Here is a 20,220-nt window from a genome sequence, read left to right as displayed (position 1 = left end):
CGCCGATGGTACTGCAGGGGGGACCCTGTGGGAGAGTAGGACACCGCCGGACACCATTCACGATGGCCACCCAGAAATGGGTGGCCATCGCTGTTTAACCACCACTTCGACCGTCTCTGCCCAGCCGATCAGCGGGCGGGTTAGGGTGGTGCGACGGCTTCGGTCGTCGTCTTCGCCCTCGGGCGGACCAACTCCACAGAGCATCACCCGACAGGCGAGGAACGCATGGACGACTCAGGATCCGACCAGAACGACCGGGACTCCGGACGGCGGGACGAGCGTTCTCCCCGGGCCGGTCGTCCCTCGAACGGTCGTGGCGAATCGGGCGACTCCCGTCCGCGTCGCGAGGGTGATGCTCGTCCTCCGTACCGCGGCGGTGGCGACTCGCGTCCCCAGCGAAACGCTGACCCGCGTCCCCGTCGGGACGGCGACTCGCGGCCTCCGTATCGGGGCGGTAGCGGTGGCGAGTCGCGTCCGCAGCGTGAGGGTGATGCTCGTCCTCCGTATCGTGGTGGTGGCAATTCGCGTCCGCAGCGTGACGGCGATTCCCGTCGGGACGGCGACTCGCGACCGCCCTTCCGCGCGGGCTCGCGGGACGACGGGGCGCGCCCGTGGTCGAACGATCGCCGCAACGGTGGGGACCGCCCGAGCGGCGGCCGCGGACGCGAGGGTTTCAGCAGCGGCCGGGGCGGCCCGCACGAGGAGCCGGAGCTCACCGAGGAGGAGCGCGAACGGCGCTCTCTGCAGTCGGTGCGCCCACGTCACGACGATCCCGATCTGCCAGATGACGTGCAGGCGAAGGACCTCGACAAGGTCGCGCGCAATGAACTGCGCACGCTCTCGAAGGACAACGCCGAGTGGGTCGCCCGTCACCTGGTGATGGCCGGCCGCCTCCTCGAGGAGGACCCGGAGTTGGCGCATCGCCATGTGCTCTCCGCCGCTCGTCGGGCGGGACGCATCGCCGTGGTGCGCGAGTCGCTGGCCATCTCGGCGTACGCGACCGGTGACTTCGCTCTGGCACTCCGTGAGCTGCGCACCTTCCGCCGCATCTCGGGCTCCGATGAGCAGGTTCCGCTGATGGTCGACTCCGAGCGCGGCGTCGGTCGGCCCGACAAGGCGCTCGAACTGGGGCGGTCCATCGACCGCAGCAGGCTGAGCCCAGGCGCCCAGGTGTCCCTGGCCATCGCTATGTCCGGTGCGCGCCTCGACCTTGGTCAGACGGAACTCGCTGTGATGGAGCTGGAGATCCCGCAGCTGGATCCGGACCGGGCGTTCTCGTACAGTCCCGATCTCTTCGCTGCCTACGCCCTGGTGCTCGAGGAGCTCGGTCGCTCCGACGAGGCGGCGGAGTGGCAGCGCCGTGCCGACGTCGCCGCGCAGGTGGTGTTCGCTGCCGAGGGCGGCGGTGACGACGAGACGATCGAGGTGATCGAGGAGGAGCCCGAGCGCGCCACCACCACCGCCACCCGCCCCACCACCGAGGAGGACCCGGATGTTCCGCGGCAGTAGAACTGAGCCCACCCCGCTCGACGGGCGCGACTCGGTGCTGGCCGACCTCGACGGGGTCGTCTACAGGGGTGCCGAGGCGATCCCGTTCGCGGTGGAGAGTCTCAACCGCGCGGCCGAGTCGCTGCGGATCGGCTACATCACCAACAACGCCTCACGTACCGACGCGTCCGTCGCCGGACATCTCTCGGAGCTCGGGCTGAGCGTGCGACCCGAGGACGTCGTCACCTCGCCGCAGGCCGCGGTCGTCTTGCTCGCCGATCTGGTGCCGGCGGGCGCGACGATCCTCGTGGTTGGCGCGGAGGGTCTCACCTCGGAGGTCGAGCGTGCAGGCTTCACGGTGACGCGGAGCGCGGAGGACTCGCCGGCCGCAGTCATCCAGGGCTTCGCGCCCACGGTCGGCTGGGAGCAGCTGGCCGAGGCCTCGTTCGCGCTGCACACCGGTATCCCGTGGGTCGCGACGAACACGGACTGGACGATCCCCGTCGCGCGCGGCATCGCTCCGGGAAACGGCACGCTCGTCTCGGCCGTGCACACCGCGGTCGGCCGGCTCCCGGTCGTCGCAGGCAAGCCGGAGCGCGCGATCTTCGATGCGGCGACCGCGCGGTTCGGCTCCGCGAATCCGCTCTTCCTCGGCGACCGGCTGGACACCGATATCGCCGGAGCGAACGGCGCGGACATGGCGAGTGCGCACGTGCTGACCGGGATCGACCGGGCGAAGCAATTGCTCGCCGCCGAGCCGAAGCTCCGCCCGACCTACATCCTCGGCGACCTGCGTGAGTTGCACCTGCCGTACCCGGCGACGACCGTCTCGCGGAACGGGACTCACGCCGTCCGCGGCGCGAAGGTGCGCCTCGAGGGCGACTCCGTCCTGATCGTGGACGCGGGAGAGGACGCGACCGACCTGCTCCGGGCCGCCTGTTCGGTGATCTGGTCGTCCGGTCGGGCGATCTACGGCCTCGATGTTCCGGAGTCGCTCTACAGCTGATCCTGCGCGGTGGGTTCCCGGCGTCCCTCGCGCCGGAGGAGCCCGTCGAGGCGGCCGGCCAGCCCGACGGCGACGATCGCGATCAGCGCACCGTAGGAGAAGGTCGCGGCGAACACGCCGGTGCCGGCTCCGATCAGCCCGGTGACTGCCGCGGCGAGCAGTCCTGTCAGCGCGAGCGAGACCGAGGCGCCGGTCGAGTCGGCGATCTGCAGGGCCGAGCTATTGAAGCCCTCCCGGCCCGGTGCCGAGAGCGCGAGCGTCATCGTCCCCATCCGCGGGAACATCGTGCCCATGCCGCCGCCGGCGAGGAACCAGCCGACGCCCGCGACGATCGGGCTGAGCGCGAGCACGGTCACGAGCAGCACGACGGCAATCCCGGCGAGGACCAGCGACGTGCCAAGCCGCATCGCTCCTCCGTGGCTGAGGCGGGCGCCCGGGCGGCCCTGGAGGTTCGAGCCGAGAGCCCACGAGACGGCGCCTGCCGTCAGCACCGCTCCCGAGAGCCACGGAGGCAGGCCGTACTGCTCCGAGAGCAGCAGTGGCAGGTACACCTCGGTGCCGAAGAAGGCTGCGGTGACGAGGGCGCGGAGGAGGATCACCGACGGCAGGACGCCCCGCGCGCGCAGTGTGCCGGCCGGCAGGAGAGCACGGACGGCGACGATCACGACGACGACGGCCGCGGCGGCGAGGAGACCGGCGAGGTCCGGCGCGAGCTCGGCGCTCGTGCTCAGAACGACGACTGCGGCCGAGACGACGACGGCGCGGAAGACGCGGCCGATCGAGCGCCGGTCGAAGGGCAGCCTGTCGCGCGGTTCGAGGGCGCGGAGGGTCGGCGCGATCGCGGCGCTCGCGAGGGCGACCAGCGCGACGACTCCGAAGAACACCCAGTGCCAGCTCGCCAGCTCCGCGACGACTCCGGCCACCAGCGGTCCGACCAGGGAGGGAACGACCCAGGCGGCGGCGAAGGCGCCGAAGATCCGCGGATGCAGCTCGCTCGGATACACCCGGGCGACGAGAACGTAGAGGGTGACGGTGATGCCTCCGCTGCCCAGCCCCTGCACCAGCCGGGCCCCGACGAAGACGGGCATCGACTGTGCGGCGCCGGCGGCGATCAGCCCCAGGGTGAAGAGCAGGATTGCGGTGACCAGCGACGGAGTCGGCCCGCGACGGTCTGCGGAGGAGCCGGCCGCCACCATCCCGACGACCGCGGCGGCGAGCGCCGCTGCGAAGGCGAGCGGGTAGAGCGCGCGGCCGTTCAGGTCGGCGCTGACGATCGGCATGATCGTCGTCACCGCGAGTGACTCGAACGCGCACAAGAACACGAGGCTCGTGGTTCCGACGGTGGTCAGGAGGAAGGGAGCCGAGGTGATGCCGCGGCGATCGTGAGAACGCACCTGCTCAACAGTACGCCGGGGCGCGGCGCAGGTCAGCGGTAGACGGCCCAGTCGTCCTTCGCGAGGACCGTCGGGGTGCCCTCGATCTCGACCAGCCAGCCGCGGTCGTCGCGTTCGAGATAGCGTCCCTGCACGATCTCGGGGGCCCAACCGCCGTCGCGGGACGAAATCCAGCGGACGAAGCGGACGGTCCCTCCGCGACGGAACAGGGTGCCGTTGTGGTCGCTCATGCGGGGATCTTCTTCACGGAGAGGTCGTCGGTCGACGAGGGTTCGGGGAGGAGGTGGAGGCCGAGACGGCCGTTCGATGCGTGGGAGAGTTCGCGCAGCCAGTGCGGGTTCAAGCCGATCGGGGCGACGTCGTCGTACTCGTAGCGGAGGGGGATGCCGGGGTGGAGCCACAGCTCGGACCGGCGACCGGCGCCGTCCTCGATCGTGAGCAGGAAGCCCTCGCCGCGGCGGAACCGGGACGTGATCACGGTCTGCAGGTGGGCCAGGGCGCGGTCCTCGAAGGAGTGCGAGCTAGCGGGCGCCCCATACAGAAGTCGACCCATCGTGTGCACCTCCTCAGCGTTGACGGCGCACGGAAGGTGTGCCGCTCACCCGACTGTAGGTATTGCTAAGTCGGTTAGCTAACAGCCCGGTCCGCCACTGCGCTTTCGGGATATCGGTGCTCTGCCCGCCGCAGAAGTGGTTCGATGGGGGCGGCGAGGTCCCGTCCGGGGCGCCGGTTGCTCGGAAGGTGCACTGCGATGGACGCTCGACCAGATCTGTTCGCTCTGCTGGCGCGGTTGCGCACCGCGGAGCGCGACTACGACGGCCGGGTGGAGCGGCGCCTGGGCGTCGGAGCGACGGACCTCGCAGCACTGCGGCTCGTGGGAGAGGGCGAACGGCGGAACGAGGTCGTGCGCGCCGTCGACCTCGCTGCGGCGCTGTCAATCACGACGGCGGCGGTCTCGCTCCTCGTCGACCGCCTGGCCCGCGCGGGCTATGTCGACCGCACCCCCGACCCCTCCGACGGCCGCGGCCGCATCCTCTGCCTGACGCAACGCGCGCGGAAGGCGATCGTCGGCACCGACGACCCCACCTACGACCAGATCCGCGCGATGGTCTCCCGCGTGCCCGAGGCGGAGGCGGCGACCGTCGCAACGCTCCTCGACGGGCTCAGCCGGATCCTCGAGGGACAGCCACCGCCCGAGCTCGAGGACTGAGCACTCACCGCAGCAGGGTGGTGCTCGGCGGCTCGCCGAATCGCTCCGCGTAGGCGGCGCTGAAGCGGCCCGCGTTGCCGAAGCCCCAGCGTTGGGCGACGGCCGCGACTGTCGTTGCGCGCGGTGGGCTCGCTGCCAGCTCCTGACGAGCGCGGTCGAGCCGGACCAGGCGGAGGTAGGCGATCGGACGCATCCCGAGCACGCGCTGGAACGCGGACTGCACTCCGCGGACGCTGAGCCCGGCCGCTTCCGCGATCTCGGTCGGGCCGATCGGCTCGGCGCAGTAGGCGTGCACGTACTCGACCGCGATGCGGACCCTCGTGTTGCGAGGGGCGAGCAGCTCGGGCGGGAGCGCGGCCGACTCCGGGGGAGAGAGATCCAGCAGGGCGGAGGCCGTGGCGCGGGTCAGCTCGTCCCAGAGCAGAGGTTCGACTCGCTCGCTGCGCAGCGCTCGAGCGGAGGCGGCGACCGCGGCGCGCCACCTGCGGATCGCAGCCTCGGCGGGGCGGTGCTCGGGGTCGAAGACGAGGGGCCCGATCAGGCCCCGCTCGGCGCCGACGCGGTCGACGACTCCGCGATCGAGGTGCACCAGGCGCTGATCGAAGTCGGCGTAGTCGAACGCGAACGGGCGACCGACCGGGAAGAGCACGGGCAGGTGCTCCGCCATCACGATGGAGGCGCGGCCCACATCGAGCCGCCCGGCGCCGCCGACGATCCACTGCACGACGACATCGTCGGAGTCGCCGATACCGCCGGCGAGGCGACCGGACATCCGCGAGGTGCGCAGGGTCATCCCGCCGTCGCCGATGGCGGCGTAGCGGTAGCTGAAATCGGAGTCGGTGGTGGCGGCGCGCCACTCGTCGCCGTTGTAGAGCCGGGCGAGGCTGTGGCGGGCCTCGTCCGGATCCTGGCCGCCGGCTTCGAGCCGCACGGGACGGGGGTGATCCTCCACAGGTCTCGGTGCCTCAGCGCGTCAGGCGCTCGATGAGTTCGCGATAGCGCGCGGCCGTGCGCTCGACGATCTCGGACGGAAGGGTCGGCGCAAGGCCCTGGCCGTTCCACTTGTCGGCGAGCCAGTCGCGCACGATCTGCTTATCGAACGAGCGCCCGCGGATTCCGGCGTCATAGTCGTCGGCGTCCCAGTAGCGGGAGGAGTCGCTGGTGAGTACCTCGTCGCCGAGGGTGACCACTCCGCTCTCGCGGTCGATCCCGAACTCGAACTTGGTGTCGGCCAGCAGCACACCGCGGGCCAGGGCGATGGCGGAGGCCTCGCGGAACACCGCGAGCGAGAGGGTGCGCAGCGCCTCCGCCGCCTCCTCCCCGACGATCTCGACCGTGCGCTCGAAGGTGATGTTCTCGTCGTGCTCGCCCTGCGGGGCCTTCCAGGCGGGGGTGTAGATGGGCTCGGGGAGCGGATCGCCGTCCTGCAGGCCCTCGGGGAGCGGGATGCCGCAGACGGAGCCGCTCGCCTGGTACTCCTTCCAACCGCTTCCCGAGAGGTAGCCGCGGACGACGCACTCGATCGGGACCATGTCGAGGGTCTTCACCAGCATCGACCGGCCGCGCACCTCCTCCGGGACCTCGCCCGGGATCAGATGGTTCGGGACGTCGGCGAGCTGCGCGAACCACCAGAGGGAGAGCGTGGTCAGCAGCTCGCCCTTGCCCGGGATGCCGGGCTCGAGGACGGCGTCGTAGGCGCTGACCCGGTCGCTGGCGACCACGAGCATCCGGTCGGCGCCGAGCACGGGGTCGGCGTTGTCGGGGGTGTAGAGGTCGCGGACCTTGCCGGAGTAGGCGTGCTGCCAGCCGGGCAGCGGCGTCGTGGTGTCGAAGGACAGGGAGTCGTCGCGGGTCACCGCACCATTCTCGCCGATCCCGCGGCGCCTGACGGCCCGCTGTGTCCTTCGGGATCGGGGCTGTCAAGCACGCGCGGCGTCCGATCGCCCGCGCCTAGCGTCGACGACATGACCTCGCAGAACGACCAGACCTCGCAGAATGACCAGTACACGTTCCAGGACCCCACCGCGATGTTCGCCGACATCGACACGGAGGCCCAGTATCAGGAGGGCTCCGGCCTCGACTCGAAGATGGACGACCCCGCCGACCGCGGCGAGTCGACCTACCGCGGCTCCGGCCGCCTCACCGGCCGCAAGGCGCTCGTCACCGGAGGCGACTCGGGCATCGGCGCGGCCGTCGCCATCGCCTACGCCCGCGAGGGTGCCGACGTCGCGATCGTCTACCTCCCCGAGGAGGAGTCGGACGCGAAGAAGGTCGTCGCGCTGATCGAGGAGGCCGGCCGCACCGCCGTCGCCATCCCCGGGGACATCACCGACCACGACTTTGCCGTCGGCGCGGTCGCGACGGCCGTCGAGGGCCTGGGCGGGCTCGACATCCTCGTGAACAACGCGGGTAAGCAGCAGCACGTCGAGGACTTCCTCGAGCTCTCGGACGAGCAGTTCGACGAGACCTTCAAGACCAACGTCTACGCGATGTTCTGGATGACGAAGGCGGCCGTGCCGCACCTGGCCCCCGGCTCCGCGATCATCAGCACCTCGTCGATCCAGGCCTACCAGCCCTCGCCGATGCTGGTCGACTACGCCAGCACGAAGGCCACGATCAACACGTTCTCGAAGGCGCTCGCGCAGCAGCTCGCGCCGAAGGGCATCCGCGTGAACGTGGTCGCCCCCGGCCCGATCTGGACGCCGTTGCAGACCGCGGGTGGCCAGCCCTCGGACAAGCTGCCCGAGGTCGGCTCGCAGACACCGCTCGGACGCTGGGGCCAGCCGGCGGAACTCGCTCCCGCCTTCGTGTTCCTCGCCTCCCCCGAGTCGAGCTACGTCGTCGGCGAGACGCTGCACGTCAACGGCGGCATGCCCACGCCGTAACACTCGGCGCTCACGGCGGGCCCGGTCACGGCGCGGAGGAGTCTTTTCCGCGCAGTGACGGGGCCCGCCATTTTAGTTGTCGTAACAATCGACTGCTCCGCCGGTTCGTTTGCCAGGCTCAGTACATGACCGCTTCCCTGCCGATCCTCGACCTGTCCCGCCTCGACCAGGGGGAGGCGGCGGCCGCCGCGTTCCGCCGCGACCTCCGAGAGACCACCCACGACGTGGGCTTCTTCTCCCTCGTCGGCCACGGTGTACCCCAGGACCTCCTCGACGACGTCGTCGCCGTTTCCCGCCGCTTCTTCGAGCTGCCGGAGGAGGAGAAGCTCGCGATCGAGAACACCCTCAGCCCGCAATTCCGCGGCTACACCCGCTTCGGCGCCGAGCTGACCAACGGCGATGTGGACTACCGCGAGCAGGTCGACATCGGCATCGACCGCCCGGCTGTCGAGCGCGGAGCCGGCGTCGCCGACTACGAGCGCCTCGAGGGGCCGAATCTCTGGCCCGAGGCGCTGCCGGAGTTCCGGGAGGTTTTTGAACGCTGGCATGCCGAGCTGGCCGCGGTCGCGATTCGGCTGCTGCGTACCTGGGCGCTCGCCCTCGATGCTCCGGAGGACGTCTTCGACGAGGCGTTCGCCGAGCGTCCGTTCTCGCTGGTGAAGGTCGTGCGCTACCCCGGCACCTCCGACCAGGAGCCGAAGCAGGGCGTCGGCGCGCACCGGGACGGCGGCGTGCTGACACTGCTGCTGGTCGAGCCCGGCAAGGGCGGCCTGCAGGTCGAGCACGGCGGCTCGTGGATCGAGGCGCCCGCACTGGAGGGAGCGTTCATCGTCAACATCGGCGAGATGCTGGAGCTCGCCACGGGCGGATACCTCAAGGCAACGCTGCACCGGGTGATCTCGCCGCTGATCGGGACGGACCGGATCTCGATCCCGTTCTTCTTCAATCCCGCGCTGTCGGCGACGATGCCGTCCCTCCCGCTGCCCGAGGAGCTGAAGTCCGGCCTCTCGGTGGACCCGACGAACGCGCCGATCCTCGAGACCTACGGCGAGAACGCGCTGCGCTACCGCCTCCGCGCTCACCCGAACGTGGCCGCCATCCACCACGCCGACCTGCTCGCCCCCACCGCCTGACCCTTTCCGCGAGATGCCACTTGGGTAGGCCGCCGTCGGCGTGTCGCGTACCCAAGTGGCATCTCGCGGAGGGGGAGGGACTGCGTCAGCAGCGCGCAGCGGACACGGGGGCTGTCGCGGTGAAGGGCGGTTGGCCGGTTGCGGATCCGGTCACCGTCACTGTGCCGGTGGGCATCGAGGCCTGGCGGGTAGTGAAGGCGGCGGAGGCGGACGAGCCGGGAGCGACCGCAGTGAACGACTTCGAGCCGTAGGCCGAGCCGATCGTGATGTCTGCGGCCGCCGTGTCGGCGTTCGCGACGGCTACCGTCAGCACGATCTTCCCGGCGACGCAACGCGTCGTGACGGCGGGAGCGAGCTCGAGGGTGTCGAGCGTGACCGCGGCCGAGGTCGAGGTGCGCACGAGCTTGTCGGAGTAGCCGGTGTAGGACGCGGTGACGCTGGTCACGTCCGCGGGGACGGAGACGCTCGCCGAGCCACCCGAGAGCGGGACGGTCGAGGTCCACGAGCCACCCCTGAAGGTCACCGAGCCGACGACGTCACCCGTGTCGGCCGCCGCGACCGTCGCCCTGACCGTGCGGCCGTCGGTGGCGAGGGTCGTGGTGGAGTCGACAGCGGTGACGCCCGTCCAGTTCTTCATGGCAGTGAGAACCGTCTGCGGGACACTCACGAACGCTCCGTGCCGTGGGCTGGCGGGGAGGCCGGCGCGGCTCTGAGGCGAGACGGTCCAGTCGGCCGACTGCGAGAGGCGTGCCGCCTGCGAGCTGCCGGCAATCGCCGCTCCCGAGGTGAGGAAGGCCTTGTAGCCGCCGTCGCCGTAGTTGTCGACGAGGAAGGCATAGCCGTCGCCCGTGCCGGTGGTGTCGTTCGGGTCGCCCGCGTTCAGCTTGATGATCTCGGGTCCCTCACCGGCCTGGCCGGTCTCGAGCGAGGTCATCCGGGTGTCGGTCAGCTGCCAGGTGGTGCTCGGATCGGCGTTCCAGTTCGAGGCGGTCGTCCCGGCGGTCAGGACCTTCGACTTCTCGAGGAAGATATCCTTTCCCGCCTCGAGGGTGCCGGCGGCGCCGCTCTCCTCGTTCTTGGTGAAGCGGTAGTAGTAGTCGCCGATCTTGGTGATCGTCGAGTCGATCCGCGCGTAGCCCGTGTCCTGCCAAGGAGCAGGAGGGGCGGTGAAGGTGCGGAAGTCGCGGGTGATCACCGAGAAGACACGGGAGTAGAGCTTGTCACTGTTGGTCTTCGTCGCGTCCGAGTACAGGCGCGAGGAGAAGAACACGACGTAGGACTCCAGCGCGTCGTCCCAGTACGCCTCGGGCGCCCAGGTCATGCCGGCGGCGGGCTGGTTGACCGTGATGCCGGTGTCGATGCCGTTGGTCCGCGTCCACTGCACCAGGTCGGTCGACTCCCAGACCTCGATCTTCAGGCTGCCCTTGGACTGGGCGTCGCCCCAGCTCGTGCCGCAGGAGATGCAGAGGTCGGTAGCGACCAGGTAGTACGTGTCGCCGTTGTGCGAGCGGAGGATGAACGGGTCGCGCAGGCCCTTCGTGTCGGTCGTCGAGGTGATGACCGCCTTGCCGCCGTTGACCGGCTGGAAGGAGAAGAAGTCGTTGCCCTGCGTGGCCGCCTGGTAGATCTTCTCGTCGCCATCGGACCTGAAGTACGCCGAGGCGTAGCCCGCGTCGGGGGCGGTGCGGCCGAGTTCAGCGACCGTCAGCGTGAAGGCGCGCTTCTCGGTGACTCCGTTCAGTGTCGCCGTCGCGGTGAGGGTGACCGGCTTGTCACCCGAACCGTAGGCCGGCCGGGTGACGATGCCGCCGCCGCGGTACGGGTCGGCCGCGCCGACCGCCGGAGCGGCGGAGGAGGTGTTCGTCGGAGTGACGAGAGCCGGGTCGGAGGAGGTCCAGGTGATCTCGGTGCCGTTCGTGGCGCCCTTCACCGCGAGGGGGAGGTTCTCGGTGGTGCGCAGGGCGAGCGTCAGCGCGTCGAGGTCGTCGTTGATTCTCGGTGCGAGCACGACGATGTCGAACGCGATCGTCGCGCCCTGGGCCGTCGTGGCCGTCAGCGTGACGGGGGTGTTCTGCACGAGGGAGCGCGAGACGGCGCCGGTGGTCGAGACGACCGCGCTGTTCGAGGACGTCCAGGTGAGCGGCACGCCGCTGGTGGAGGCGGGCAGCGTCAGAGTCGAGGTGACCTGGGTCAGCGAGGGGTTGCCGGCCAGGAGGACGGGCTGGATGTCCGAGCGCAGCAGGGCCGACGTCGCGGACGCCTTCGCGGTGGCCGTCGGCATGGCCGCCGACACCTGCTCGGCGGTGAGGGAGGTGTCCCAGAACTTCACGTCAGTGACGTCGGCGGTCACCAGCGCGTCGCCGGTGTAGAGCGAGCGGCCGAGGTAGCCGAGCGTGGCGCCGGTCGGCACGATGCTCGCCATCGACGTGGCCGCGGTCGCCGTCGAGATCTGCGTGCCGTCGCGGTAGAGGGTGAGCGTCGTGCTTGAGGCCGTGCCGGTGCCGACGAGGGTGAGCGTCGTGAATCCGGGGTTCAGGGTGCCACCGAACGGCAGGCGGGTCTCGCCGTTGCCGCTGTCCTTGACGCGGATGCCCGCGAGGACCTGCCCGCTGGGCGAGCCGTCCGGGTTGCGCGGGTTCACGAAGACGTGGTTGCCGAGCTGCGTGGTGTTCCAGGGTCCGACGCCGTCGCCGATGACCCAGCCGAACTGGTTGGCGGTGGTCTGCGTCTTCACCGTGTACTCGACGGCGAACGCGTTGTCGGAGCCGGTGACGAGGCCCTGGGGCAGACTCGCGTAGCCGTTGTTCCGGAATCGCGCGACGTGGTCGCCGCCGGCATCCGCGAAGGAGGCGTCGGTGAGGCCGGTCAGCGTTGCGTTGCGCCCATTGCCCGAGAGGTCGAGCAGAGCGCTCCCCGCGTGCGACATGTCGTAGTGCGCGGTGGGAGCCGGGACATCGACGGCCTGGGCCGAGACGGGAATGAGCGCGCCGGTGAGGGCGACGCTCGTGCAGGCGAGAGCAGAGAGGAGGAGGGATCGCGCGCGGCGTCGAGGCGCGGCGGCAGGGGGCTCCGGGGAGCGTCGTCTCATCGTCGAGACCTTTCCTTCAGGGGAGGGATGCGTCGGGCCAGGGGGACCGGCAGCTCTGTTCACGCTAACATGCGGGCCGGTTCAGGGCTACGACGGAAACCTCCCAGTGAGAGGAGGCGAACCATGCGCCCGAAGCGCGTTCCAGGGCAAGACCTGCACCGCAGGGCCCCCAGGGCTTAGCGTGACACCACCGCATCCTGGCCCCCGGTGACGGAACCACGCCTATCCGCCTGCCCACGCGAGGACCTGATCATGAAGACCCTTCTCCACACCGGTGGCTCCCTGTCCCTCGACGACGCGACCGCCGACGCCGTCGTCCGCTACTCGCTCGCCCTTGCGCAGCAGTGGCGGATGAGCGCGGTCAGTGTCGCGGACGACGCCACCCCCTCCTCCGTCATCACCCTCACCGTCGGCTTCGGCGTGCCCCTCGTCGTGACGGGCGGCGGAGGTGAAGCCGCGGAGTCGAGCGAGGACATCCTCGGCCGCCTCGGCGAGCTCACCGGCGCCGTGGGCGCGGTGCCCACCTCGGACATCGACCCCCGCGCGACCTGGGAGTTCGAGAACGAGTACTGAGCCCCGGTGCTGAGCCCGGTGAGCGCACGGAGCCCGGTAAGCGCACAGCCCCGGCGCGCGCTCTCCCCGGCCCCGTCACTCCGACAGCGGAGCGTCAGCGCCGAGAGTCGTTGATGATCTCCTGCGCGAGCGTCGTGATCGGAGTCGACGTGGCGCGGGAGCGGACTCGCAGCACCTCGAAGGCCTGCTCGACCGTGGTGCGGTGCGCGTAGGCGAGGATCCCCTTGGCCTGCTCGATCAACACCCTGCTGTCGAGAGCCCGCTGGAGCTGCTCCTGCGTGACCGTGCTCTGCTGGAGCGCGCGCTGGTGCAGGATCCCGATCGTCGCGACGTCGGCGAAGGCCTGCACGACGGCGATATCGTCCCGATCGAGGCGGCCCGGCCTGGACTGGAAAAGGCTGAGCGAACCGATCGTCGTGCCGCCCGAGCGCATCGGGACGCAGTGCGCCGCAAGCACGTCGATCTCGATCGCCCGCTCGCGGAACTCGGCCCACTCGGCGCCGACGGCGCGGACGTCCTCGACGATCACCGGTTGCCCGGTCTCGAAGCACTGGATGCACGGGCCTGACCCCCTGTCGAGCTGGAGCAGCTCGATCAGCCGCGCGTCCTCGTCGGTGGAGGCGAGCACCTCAAGGGAGCCGGCGGGGTCGGCGAGGACGAGTCCCGCGGAGACCGCGTCGAACAGTGTCGCGCTGCTCTCGACCAGGGTCTGGGTGAAGTCGACGACGTCGTAGTCGTCGACCAGCGTGTCGGAGAGAGCGACGAACGTCTTGATGACGCTGTGCTCGCGGGAGTTCGTCACCATGTGTCGTCCTGGGCGGTGGAGGGGCGGCCGGGGAACCCATCTTGCCGGGACACAATGTCCATCGCGACATCGAGGACGGGACGCCGCTGGGCGAAAGCGTGCGCGCGCAGCAGCAGCAGTGCCTCGTCGGCCGTGCTGCCGTAGCGCGCAATGATCATGCCGGTCGCCTGGTGCACCACTCGGCGCGAGCGCGGATTCATGGTCTCTTCGGCCTCGTTGTCGCGCAAGACGGAGGCGAGCACCAGGAGAGCCGTCGCCGTGGTCGAGGCGTTGATCTCGCCCATCAGGGAGTCACTGAGTGACGCGGGATGGCGGGAGTAGAGGTCGATGGCGCCGATGGAGAGTCCGGCGATCGAGAGCGGGAAGGCGAAGATCGCGCGTGCTGCGGTGGAGCCGATCGCCTCGGTGAACAGTGGCCAGCGCTCCTCCTCGCGGGTGTCCGGCACCGACACCGGGCCGGCCGCGCGGATCGCCTCCCAGCAGGGGCCTTCGCCGAGGTCGATCTGGATCTCGTCGAGCCGACTCGCAGTGCCATCGCTCGCCGCGACGGTCTCGCCGCCGAACGTCCCGCCAAGGGTCGAGATGGCGACGCCGTCGATCGGGTACCCCCGAAGATACGGGTCGCAGAGTGCGTCGGGGTTGCTCACCGCCCCCATTCTAGCCGCCGGTTCCGCTCGGGGCGGCGCTCCACGAGGCCCGCCTGGACGAGGATGCGGTGCCGGGCGAGAGCTGGTCGCGCGGCGTCGCCGGGGCGCACCAGGCGGCGGCCGGGGAAGCGACTCGAGAGGAGCGGACGGTCCGCGGCGCGCGCGGGCCGGAGCCGGAGTGCGGCGGCCTGCGCGACCACGGCGCGGCTGAGGCCGGGGTCGATCGCCCCGGGGCGGTTGAGGGCAGCGATCAGGTCGTCGAGGACGGCGAGGGCGGGATCTGTCATCACGGCTCCTGGCCGGAGGTGCGCGGCCGTACTCGTGCGCCGAGGCGCGGGCGGTGCCGATCAGGAATCGTCGAGCGGAAGGAGCACTCGATATCGGCGACGTTCCCTTGGACGGTACGGGTCGCAGATCGACAGGACGACGTGGTTGACGTCTGGGGCGTTCTCCGCTAGTTCGTCTCGGTGTTCGCGTCGTCGACGTCGTTCGTGATGATCGACAGCGGGGTGTACGGCGTGATCAGGATCAGCGCCGTATTCGCGCGGCCCTCGCCAGCGTTGACGATGACCCACTGCGGCGTCGCGGCGGCGAGCGCGGCGTCGACCTCCGCGCGGAACTCGGCGAGGCTGCGGTTGGTGACCGTGTAGGCGGTCCCGTCGTAGATCACGTCGATGCGCTTCATGGCTGCTCCCCCTTGACGGGGGGACGTACGGGCTCGGTGGGCTCCGAGATGACGTAGAGCCCGCCGGCCGAATTGGCGAGGTCGGTGAGCGCGGCGATCCAGGCGGGATTGATCCGGGGCATGCGCCCGCCGAAGTACTTGTAGCGGAGCGCGTGCGAGGGGTGCAGCCAGATCGCGCTGCGACCGTCGCCCATACTGTGGTCGTCGCGCCAGCTGAGCAGGAACGACTCGTTGCGACGCAGCTTCGCGGTGATGACGATCTGGAGGTGAGCGAGCACTCGATCCTCGAAATCGATCTCGACCGTTCCGTCGTAGTGCAGCTTCCCCATCGGCGTCTCCAGCCCCTGATCACCGGCCGGCAGGCACCCGCCGTCGCTCCACTGTTCCGCAACGGGGTCGATCCGACAACTCGGGGACCGACGTCCCCTGCTCGATCCGTCCGCCTCCTCCGCGACCGGCGCGTCCGTGTCAACCTCCTCCCTCCGCCCGGCGAGCGCTGCCGAGCATGGACGGCATGAAGCACATCCTCTTCGCAGACAAGACGATCCTGGTGGGCGACGAGGCGGCCGATGCGCTCGTCGAGTACGCCGTCGCCCTCGCCGTGAAGGGTGCAGCCGACTCCGTGGAGTACAGCGGCATCGGAGCGGACGGGGCGAGCGTGGAAGCCACCTTCCTCGTGAACGCCGCAGCCGCCCTGGTCGTTGAGACGACACCCTCCGACCTGCCCGAGCCGGACAATGCGCGCGAGGTGGCGCGACTGCGCCAGCGCATTGACGCCCTCACGGGGGAGCACCCGGTGCAGCCCGGAGACCGCGAGTTCACCGCTGAGTACGACGACCTGCACGAGCACTGAGCGCTGCCCCGAGGGGAGACGCAGCTGGTGCTACCACTGCGGAGTTGCGCCGTGAACCCCCTGACCGGCCGCGGGTGGGCAGACGTACGGTAGGCCCCGCGGTCCGCCGCCGACACCATCAGCGCGGGCCGCTACGGGTACGGCCGCAGGTTGGCCGGGGGAGGACGGGCACGATGGCCGCAGACCATCCCTTCTGGATTCGCCTCGCGCGCAAGGAGCCGCAGTGCGCGACCGTGCGCGGCAGGGTTTTCGAGATCGGCGCCCCCGATGAGCGCGACGGCGCCTTCCTGCTCACGGTTTGGGAGAAGGGCCGGCCCGTCGGCCACGTCCTGAACGTCGATCCGCCCGCCTACAAGCCGTGCGCCCCCCACCACCCCGCCGAGCCGCACCCCGTGAACGGAGTCGAGGCACTCCTCGACCTGCTCGTCCCCCAGCGCACCCCTCTCCTTCCTCCCTCCTCGCCGTCGCGTTGAAGTGCCCGAGAAGGCTCGTTCTCGGGGGAGAGAACGAGCCTTCTCGGGCGATTCAGTGGCGCGGGCAGGAGGATGGAGGAGTGCGCGTGCGAAGGTTGGCGACTCCGGCCCTGCTCGCGCACGCCGTGCTCATCCAGGCCGTGGCGTTCCTGCTCCGGCCCGCCGCCGTCTACCAGGCGATCCAGCTCGGCGTCCCGGCCTGGGCGCTCGGGGCGCTCGGCGCCTCCTTCGCCCTGGTTCCGCTGCTGATCGCACTGCCGACGGGAGGGCTGGTCGACCGAGTCGGGGCGCGCGCGGTGATGGCCGTCGGCTCGCTCGTCGCGGTAGGCGCTGCGGCTGTTCTGCTGCTCGCCGGCGGAAGCGTCGCGGGGCTCCTCGTCGGCATCGCGCTGCTCGGGGCGGGGCATGTGGGCTGCGTCGTGGGGCAGCAGACGGTCGTCGCCGGCGGCAGCGGAGGCACGCGGCTCGACAGCCGCTTCGGCTACTACACGTTCGCCGCGTCGCTCGGGCAGGCGATCGGGCCCGCCTTCATCCCGGTGTTCGCGGGCGGATCGGTGCGGCCGGACCCGGCGCCCCTGTTCCTCGTCGGCGGGGTCCTCGCGGTGCTGCTGCTCGCCGTCACCGCGGGGATCCGCGGCCCGGCCCCGCACGGCCGCACGCCGGAGGAGGCGTCGCCCGGATCGACGCTCGGGCTCCTGCGGGTGCCGGGTCTGGCGCGGGCGCTGCTGACCAGTGCCACGGTCGTCGCTGCCGTCGACCTGACCGTCGTGTACCTCCCGGCCCTCGGCGCCGAGCGCGGGCTGCCGGCCGGTGTCGTCGGCGCGCTGCTCACCGTGCGGGCGCTCGCCTCGATGGCCTCGCGCCTGCTCCTCGGCGCCGCCACTGCGCGGCTCGGACGCACCCGCGTCATGGTCGGCGGCATCGTGATCTCGGCGCTCTGTCTGGTGCTGGTCGCGCTACCCGCGCCGCCCGTGCTCCTCTTCGTCGCGGTCGCCGCGCTCGGCCTGGGCCTCGGGATCGGTCAGCCCATCACCATGTCGTGGCTGATCGAGCGCACCCCCGCCGACCGCCACGGCCGCGCCCTCGCGCTGCGCCTCGCCGGCAACCGCCTCGGACTGATCGCCCTGCCCAGCCTCCTCGGCGCCCTCGCCGCCGCGGCCGGAGCGGGCGGCGTGCTCATCGGCACCGGCGCGGCAGTCGGCGCGACCCTCCTCCTGCTGCGCGGGGTGCGGCTCGACTGAGGCACCCGGGAACGCAGCCGTGAGCGAGCCACTCGTCGCCCGTCAGGCACCCTCCCGGTCCGCTCCGATCCGGAGCATCCGCAGTGGCGGCACGACGATAGCCCTCAGCCCTCCGGCTCCTCCACGCGCACCTCCGCCGCGGCCTTGTCGGCGCGCCAGCCGCGCCAGACCGGCTGCCGCAGCGTCCCGGAGGCGGTGCGCTCGCGGTAGCGGACCTCGCCGACCAGCACGGGCGACACCCAGTGCACGCCGCGCGACTCGAGCGGAGAGACGGAGACGGCGGGCTCGTCGGTGGCGTGCTCGGCCAGCCGGTCGATGAGGCCGCGGCGCTCGCGGTCGCTGAAGCCGGTGCCGACGCGGCCGGAGTAAGCGAGGCCGTCGTCGCCGGGGATCGCGGTGAGCAGCGCGCCGACCGAGCCCTGCAGGCCGCCCTCGCCCTCGCGCCAGCCCACGATCACGACCTCCTGCAGCCGGTGGTGGGTGAGCTTGATCCAGTCGCGCGAGCGCCTGCCCTCCTGGTAGCGCGAGTCGCGGCGCTTGGCGACCACCCCCTCCAGGCCCAGGGTGCGGCTGGTCGCCATCGCCTCCACCAGGTCGCCGTCGAAGACGGACGGCACGTGCACGCGCTCGTTCTCGGCGACGAGGTCGACCAGGGCCGCGCGGCGGGTGTCGTAGTCGCGGCCGGTCAGGTCCACGCCGTCGCGTTCCAGCAGATCGAACAGCATCAGATGCACCGGAGTGTCCCTGGCGGCGGCCTCGATCTCGCGCGGCTTCGTCAGCCCGCCGCGGGTCTGCAGGGCACCGAAGTCGGGGCGCCCGCGGGAGTCGAGGGCGACGATTTCGCCGTCGAGCACGGCGTCGGCAGCGGCGTCGGCGAGCGGACCGAGCAGATCCGGGAACGCGGCGGTGAGGTCGTTGCCGTTGCGGCTGGTCAGGATCGCCGTGCCGCCCTGCACCCGCACGAGGGCGCGATAGCCGTCCCACTTCATCTCGATCGCGGCCCCGGGATCCACGTCGCTCCTGCGTCCGGCGGTGGCGAGCATGGGGCGGTGGTGGCGCGCAGGTGCGGCCTCGCTTGGGCGGTTCGCGGAGGGTGCGGGGCGGGGTGCGGGCGACGCGGCGGGCGCGCCCGGCCGGCCCCGTCGCTGCGCCCCGTGGGCAGCGCCCGGCGCCATCAGGTGCAGCAGCCAGTTCTTCTCAGCGCCCGCCGTCGACCCGGTGTGCAGCAGCGCGTAGCGGCGGGGCTCGCCGCCGAGACCGCCGTCGGGGCGGCCGGTCAGCACCGCGATCACCTCCTTCCCCTCGCGCCACTTCTCCAGGGCGTAGCTGCCCTCGTCCCAGATGCGCACGTCCCCGCCGCCGTACTCGCCGGCCGGGATGGTGCCCTCGAAGGTCGCGTACTCCAGCGGATGGTCCTCGGTCTGCACCGCGAGCCGATTCGCATCGCCCTCCAGCGGCGGACCCTTCGGCACGGCCCAGCTGACCAGAACGCCGTCGTGCTCCAGCCGGAAGTCGTAGTGCAGGCGCCGCGCGTGGTGCTCCTGAATGACGAACGTGTCGCCGGAGGAGGAGCCCACCACTCCCGCCTCGGGCACCGGCTCCGGCGTCTTCGACGCGTCGCGCATGCTGCGGTAGGTCGCGAGCCGGTCCGAGGAGGCGTCCGTCGCGGCGAAGCCCGCCATCCGCTCCGGGGTGGGCTCGAGCCCGGCACCGCGGGCGGCGAGCAGCGGCCGGAGGAGGTCGCCGTCGCTCCGCAGGCGCTCCACCACCTCGTCGGGCGCGAGGTGGCGCAGGCCCTCGGCGCCCAGCTCCTCCCAGGTGCGGGGCGCGGCGGCGGCGGGACGGACGCGGCCGCGGAGGGAGTACGGCGCGATGGTCGTCTTCGCCGCGCTGTTCTGGCTCCAGTCGACGAGGACCTTGCCCTCGCGCAGGGTCTTCTTCATGTCCGAGACCACGAGATCGCGGTGGTCCGATTCGAGCACCCGCGCCAGCTCGTGCGCGACTGCCGAGATCTGGTCGCTGGAGGCGGAGGCGTCGAGTGGGCAGTAGAGGTGGATCCCCTTGCTCCCGCTGGTCACCGGCAGCGGCGCCAGGCCCATTCCCTCCAGCAGGTCACGGGCGAGGAACGCGACCTCGGCGCACTCGGCCAGGCCTGCGCCCTCGCCCGGGTCGAGGTCGAGCACGAGGCGGTCGGGCGGGCGGCGCTCGCCGTCGGATCCCACCCGCCACTGGGGGACGTGCAGCTCGATCGCGGCCTGCTGCGCGAGCCAGGTGAGCCCGGCGACGTCGTCGACCAGCGGGTACTCGACGTCGCGGGACGAATGCGCGAGCCGGGTCCGGCTCAGCCAGTAGGGGGCGGAGGAGGGCAGGTTCTTCTCGAAGAAGACCTCGCCCGGGTGCTCGGTGGTGCCCACTCCGTCCACCCAGCGCTTGCGGGTGATGGGGCGGCGCGCCAGATGCGGCAGCATCGCTCGGGCAACCGCCGCGTAGTAGGCGAGCACATCGGCCTTGGTGAGGCCCGCCTCCGGGTAGACGACCTTCTCGAGGTTCGTCAGCCGCAGCCTCCGCCCGCCCACCACCACGACCTGCTGCGCCCCCATCCCCCCATCGTGGAGGGCCGCGTCCGCCGAGGGAACCCCGAACGGTCGAGGGAGCCCGCTGCTGCGGGTTCCCTCGACGGTCCGGGGTTCCCTCGGCGGCGGGGAGTACCGTCGAGCCACCACCTGCGAAGGAGCTCCC

Annotated in this window: 21 protein-coding genes; 9 read left to right on the top strand and 12 right to left on the bottom strand. The window is 71.3% G+C overall.

Features of this window, described 5'->3' with window-relative positions; translation table 11 throughout:
* Window positions 1-789 precede the first annotated feature (789 nt).
* Window positions 790-1,509, top strand: a complete 720-nt coding sequence (locus C5D07_RS02220) for a tetratricopeptide repeat protein (protein ID WP_181134361.1) — start codon at window positions 790-792, stop codon at window positions 1,507-1,509.
* A complete protein-coding gene (locus C5D07_RS02215) occupies window positions 1,493-2,494 on the top strand; it encodes an HAD-IIA family hydrolase (RefSeq protein ID WP_104258568.1) in 1,002 nt (333 codons plus the stop codon). The genes C5D07_RS02220 and C5D07_RS02215 overlap by 17 nt, the downstream gene beginning before the upstream one ends.
* Here the strand turns inward: C5D07_RS02215 and C5D07_RS02210 are convergent.
* Genes C5D07_RS02210 through C5D07_RS02200 form a run of 3 tightly spaced genes read right to left on the bottom strand, consistent with a single transcriptional unit; the run spans window position 2,485 to window position 4,441 of the window.
* A complete protein-coding gene (locus tag C5D07_RS02210; RefSeq protein ID WP_249028152.1) occupies window positions 2,485-3,888 on the bottom strand; it encodes an MFS transporter in 1,404 nt (467 codons plus the stop codon). The two genes, C5D07_RS02215 and C5D07_RS02210, sit on opposite strands and share 10 nt — an antisense overlap.
* A gap of 32 nt (window positions 3,889-3,920) precedes the next feature.
* Window positions 3,921-4,118, bottom strand: coding sequence for a hypothetical protein (locus C5D07_RS02205; protein ID WP_068256013.1), 198 nt, complete (start codon window positions 4,116-4,118; stop codon window positions 3,921-3,923).
* Window positions 4,115-4,441, bottom strand: coding sequence for a DUF7882 family protein (locus tag C5D07_RS02200; RefSeq protein ID WP_104258567.1), 327 nt, complete (start codon window positions 4,439-4,441; stop codon window positions 4,115-4,117). Before C5D07_RS02200 ends, C5D07_RS02205 begins: the two co-directional genes overlap by 4 nt.
* Before the next feature lie 198 nt (window positions 4,442-4,639).
* On the opposite strand from C5D07_RS02200, the gene C5D07_RS02195 reads away from it, so the two are divergent.
* Window positions 4,640-5,098: a MarR family winged helix-turn-helix transcriptional regulator gene (locus tag C5D07_RS02195; RefSeq protein ID WP_068256009.1), complete on the top strand. Its 459-nt coding sequence runs from the start codon at window positions 4,640-4,642 to the stop codon at window positions 5,096-5,098.
* A 4-nt stretch (window positions 5,099-5,102) separates the two neighbouring features.
* On the opposite strand, the gene C5D07_RS02190 is transcribed toward C5D07_RS02195, so the two are convergent.
* Both C5D07_RS02190 and C5D07_RS02185 read right to left on the bottom strand, forming a co-directional pair.
* Window positions 5,103-6,029 carry an AraC family transcriptional regulator gene (locus C5D07_RS02190; protein WP_104258566.1) on the bottom strand — a complete coding sequence of 309 codons (927 nt, stop codon included), beginning with the start codon at window positions 6,027-6,029 and terminating at the stop codon, window positions 5,103-5,105.
* 34 nt (window positions 6,030-6,063) lie between these two features.
* Window positions 6,064-6,954: a phosphoribosylaminoimidazolesuccinocarboxamide synthase gene (locus tag C5D07_RS02185; protein ID WP_249028151.1), complete on the bottom strand. Its 891-nt coding sequence runs from the start codon at window positions 6,952-6,954 to the stop codon at window positions 6,064-6,066.
* Window positions 6,955-7,062: 108 nt separating this feature from the next.
* Here C5D07_RS02185 and C5D07_RS02180 point away from each other — a divergent pair, with 108 nt between their 5' ends.
* A complete protein-coding gene (locus tag C5D07_RS02180) occupies window positions 7,063-7,983 on the top strand; it encodes a glucose 1-dehydrogenase (RefSeq protein ID WP_104258565.1) in 921 nt (306 codons plus the stop codon).
* A gap of 125 nt (window positions 7,984-8,108) precedes the next feature.
* Window positions 8,109-9,116 (top strand): isopenicillin N synthase family dioxygenase, encoded by a 1,008-nt coding sequence (locus tag C5D07_RS02175; RefSeq protein WP_068256003.1) that lies wholly within the window; start codon window positions 8,109-8,111, stop codon window positions 9,114-9,116.
* Window positions 9,117-9,201: 85 nt separating this feature from the next.
* Here C5D07_RS02175 and C5D07_RS02170 read toward each other — a convergent pair whose 3' ends face one another.
* Window positions 9,202-12,204, bottom strand: coding sequence for an immunoglobulin-like domain-containing protein (locus C5D07_RS02170; protein ID WP_146076749.1), 3,003 nt, complete (start codon window positions 12,202-12,204; stop codon window positions 9,202-9,204).
* A 252-nt stretch (window positions 12,205-12,456) separates the two neighbouring features.
* Here C5D07_RS02170 and C5D07_RS02165 point away from each other — a divergent pair, with 252 nt between their 5' ends.
* Window positions 12,457-12,777 carry a hypothetical protein gene (locus tag C5D07_RS02165; RefSeq protein WP_068255998.1) on the top strand — a complete coding sequence of 107 codons (321 nt, stop codon included), beginning with the start codon at window positions 12,457-12,459 and terminating at the stop codon, window positions 12,775-12,777.
* 94 nt (window positions 12,778-12,871) lie between these two features.
* On the opposite strand, the gene C5D07_RS02160 is transcribed toward C5D07_RS02165, so the two are convergent.
* The 5 genes from C5D07_RS02160 to C5D07_RS02140 all read right to left on the bottom strand — a co-directional run bounded on the left by C5D07_RS02160 (window position 12,872) and on the right by C5D07_RS02140 (window position 15,243).
* Window positions 12,872-13,582, bottom strand: coding sequence for a GAF and ANTAR domain-containing protein (locus C5D07_RS02160; protein WP_104258564.1), 711 nt, complete (start codon window positions 13,580-13,582; stop codon window positions 12,872-12,874).
* Entirely contained in the window at window positions 13,576-14,229 is a 654-nt protein-coding gene (locus tag C5D07_RS02155; protein WP_167542396.1) for a GAF and ANTAR domain-containing protein, read from the bottom strand. Before C5D07_RS02155 ends, C5D07_RS02160 begins: the two co-directional genes overlap by 7 nt.
* Window positions 14,226-14,516: a hypothetical protein gene (locus C5D07_RS02150; protein ID WP_104258563.1), complete on the bottom strand. Its 291-nt coding sequence runs from the start codon at window positions 14,514-14,516 to the stop codon at window positions 14,226-14,228. The genes C5D07_RS02155 and C5D07_RS02150 overlap by 4 nt, the downstream gene beginning before the upstream one ends.
* A 167-nt stretch (window positions 14,517-14,683) precedes the next feature.
* Window positions 14,684-14,914 (bottom strand): hypothetical protein, encoded by a 231-nt coding sequence (locus tag C5D07_RS02145; RefSeq protein WP_104258562.1) that lies wholly within the window; start codon window positions 14,912-14,914, stop codon window positions 14,684-14,686.
* A complete protein-coding gene (locus tag C5D07_RS02140; RefSeq protein WP_068255986.1) occupies window positions 14,911-15,243 on the bottom strand; it encodes a DUF7882 family protein in 333 nt (110 codons plus the stop codon). Before C5D07_RS02140 ends, C5D07_RS02145 begins: the two co-directional genes overlap by 4 nt.
* A gap of 185 nt (window positions 15,244-15,428) precedes the next feature.
* On the opposite strand from C5D07_RS02140, the gene C5D07_RS02135 reads away from it, so the two are divergent.
* The 3 genes from C5D07_RS02135 to C5D07_RS02125 all read left to right on the top strand — a co-directional run bounded on the left by C5D07_RS02135 (window position 15,429) and on the right by C5D07_RS02125 (window position 17,481).
* Window positions 15,429-15,767: a hypothetical protein gene (locus tag C5D07_RS02135; protein WP_068257703.1), complete on the top strand. Its 339-nt coding sequence runs from the start codon at window positions 15,429-15,431 to the stop codon at window positions 15,765-15,767.
* Between the two features lie 173 nt (window positions 15,768-15,940).
* Window positions 15,941-16,240 carry a hypothetical protein gene (locus C5D07_RS02130; protein ID WP_068255983.1) on the top strand — a complete coding sequence of 100 codons (300 nt, stop codon included), beginning with the start codon at window positions 15,941-15,943 and terminating at the stop codon, window positions 16,238-16,240.
* Between the two features lie 86 nt (window positions 16,241-16,326).
* Window positions 16,327-17,481, top strand: a complete 1,155-nt coding sequence (locus C5D07_RS02125) for an MFS transporter (protein ID WP_068257702.1) — start codon at window positions 16,327-16,329, stop codon at window positions 17,479-17,481.
* A gap of 104 nt (window positions 17,482-17,585) precedes the next feature.
* Here C5D07_RS02125 and C5D07_RS02120 read toward each other — a convergent pair whose 3' ends face one another.
* Window positions 17,586-20,081, bottom strand: coding sequence for an ATP-dependent DNA ligase (locus tag C5D07_RS02120; RefSeq protein ID WP_104258561.1), 2,496 nt, complete (start codon window positions 20,079-20,081; stop codon window positions 17,586-17,588).
* Window positions 20,082-20,220 lie beyond the last annotated feature (139 nt).

The organism is Rathayibacter tritici, assembly GCF_002932875.1.
Classification (GTDB): domain Bacteria; phylum Actinomycetota; class Actinomycetes; order Actinomycetales; family Microbacteriaceae; genus Rathayibacter; species Rathayibacter tritici.
The sequence above is the reverse complement of the archived record's forward strand: the minus strand, read 5'-3'. Positions and strand labels throughout refer to the sequence as shown.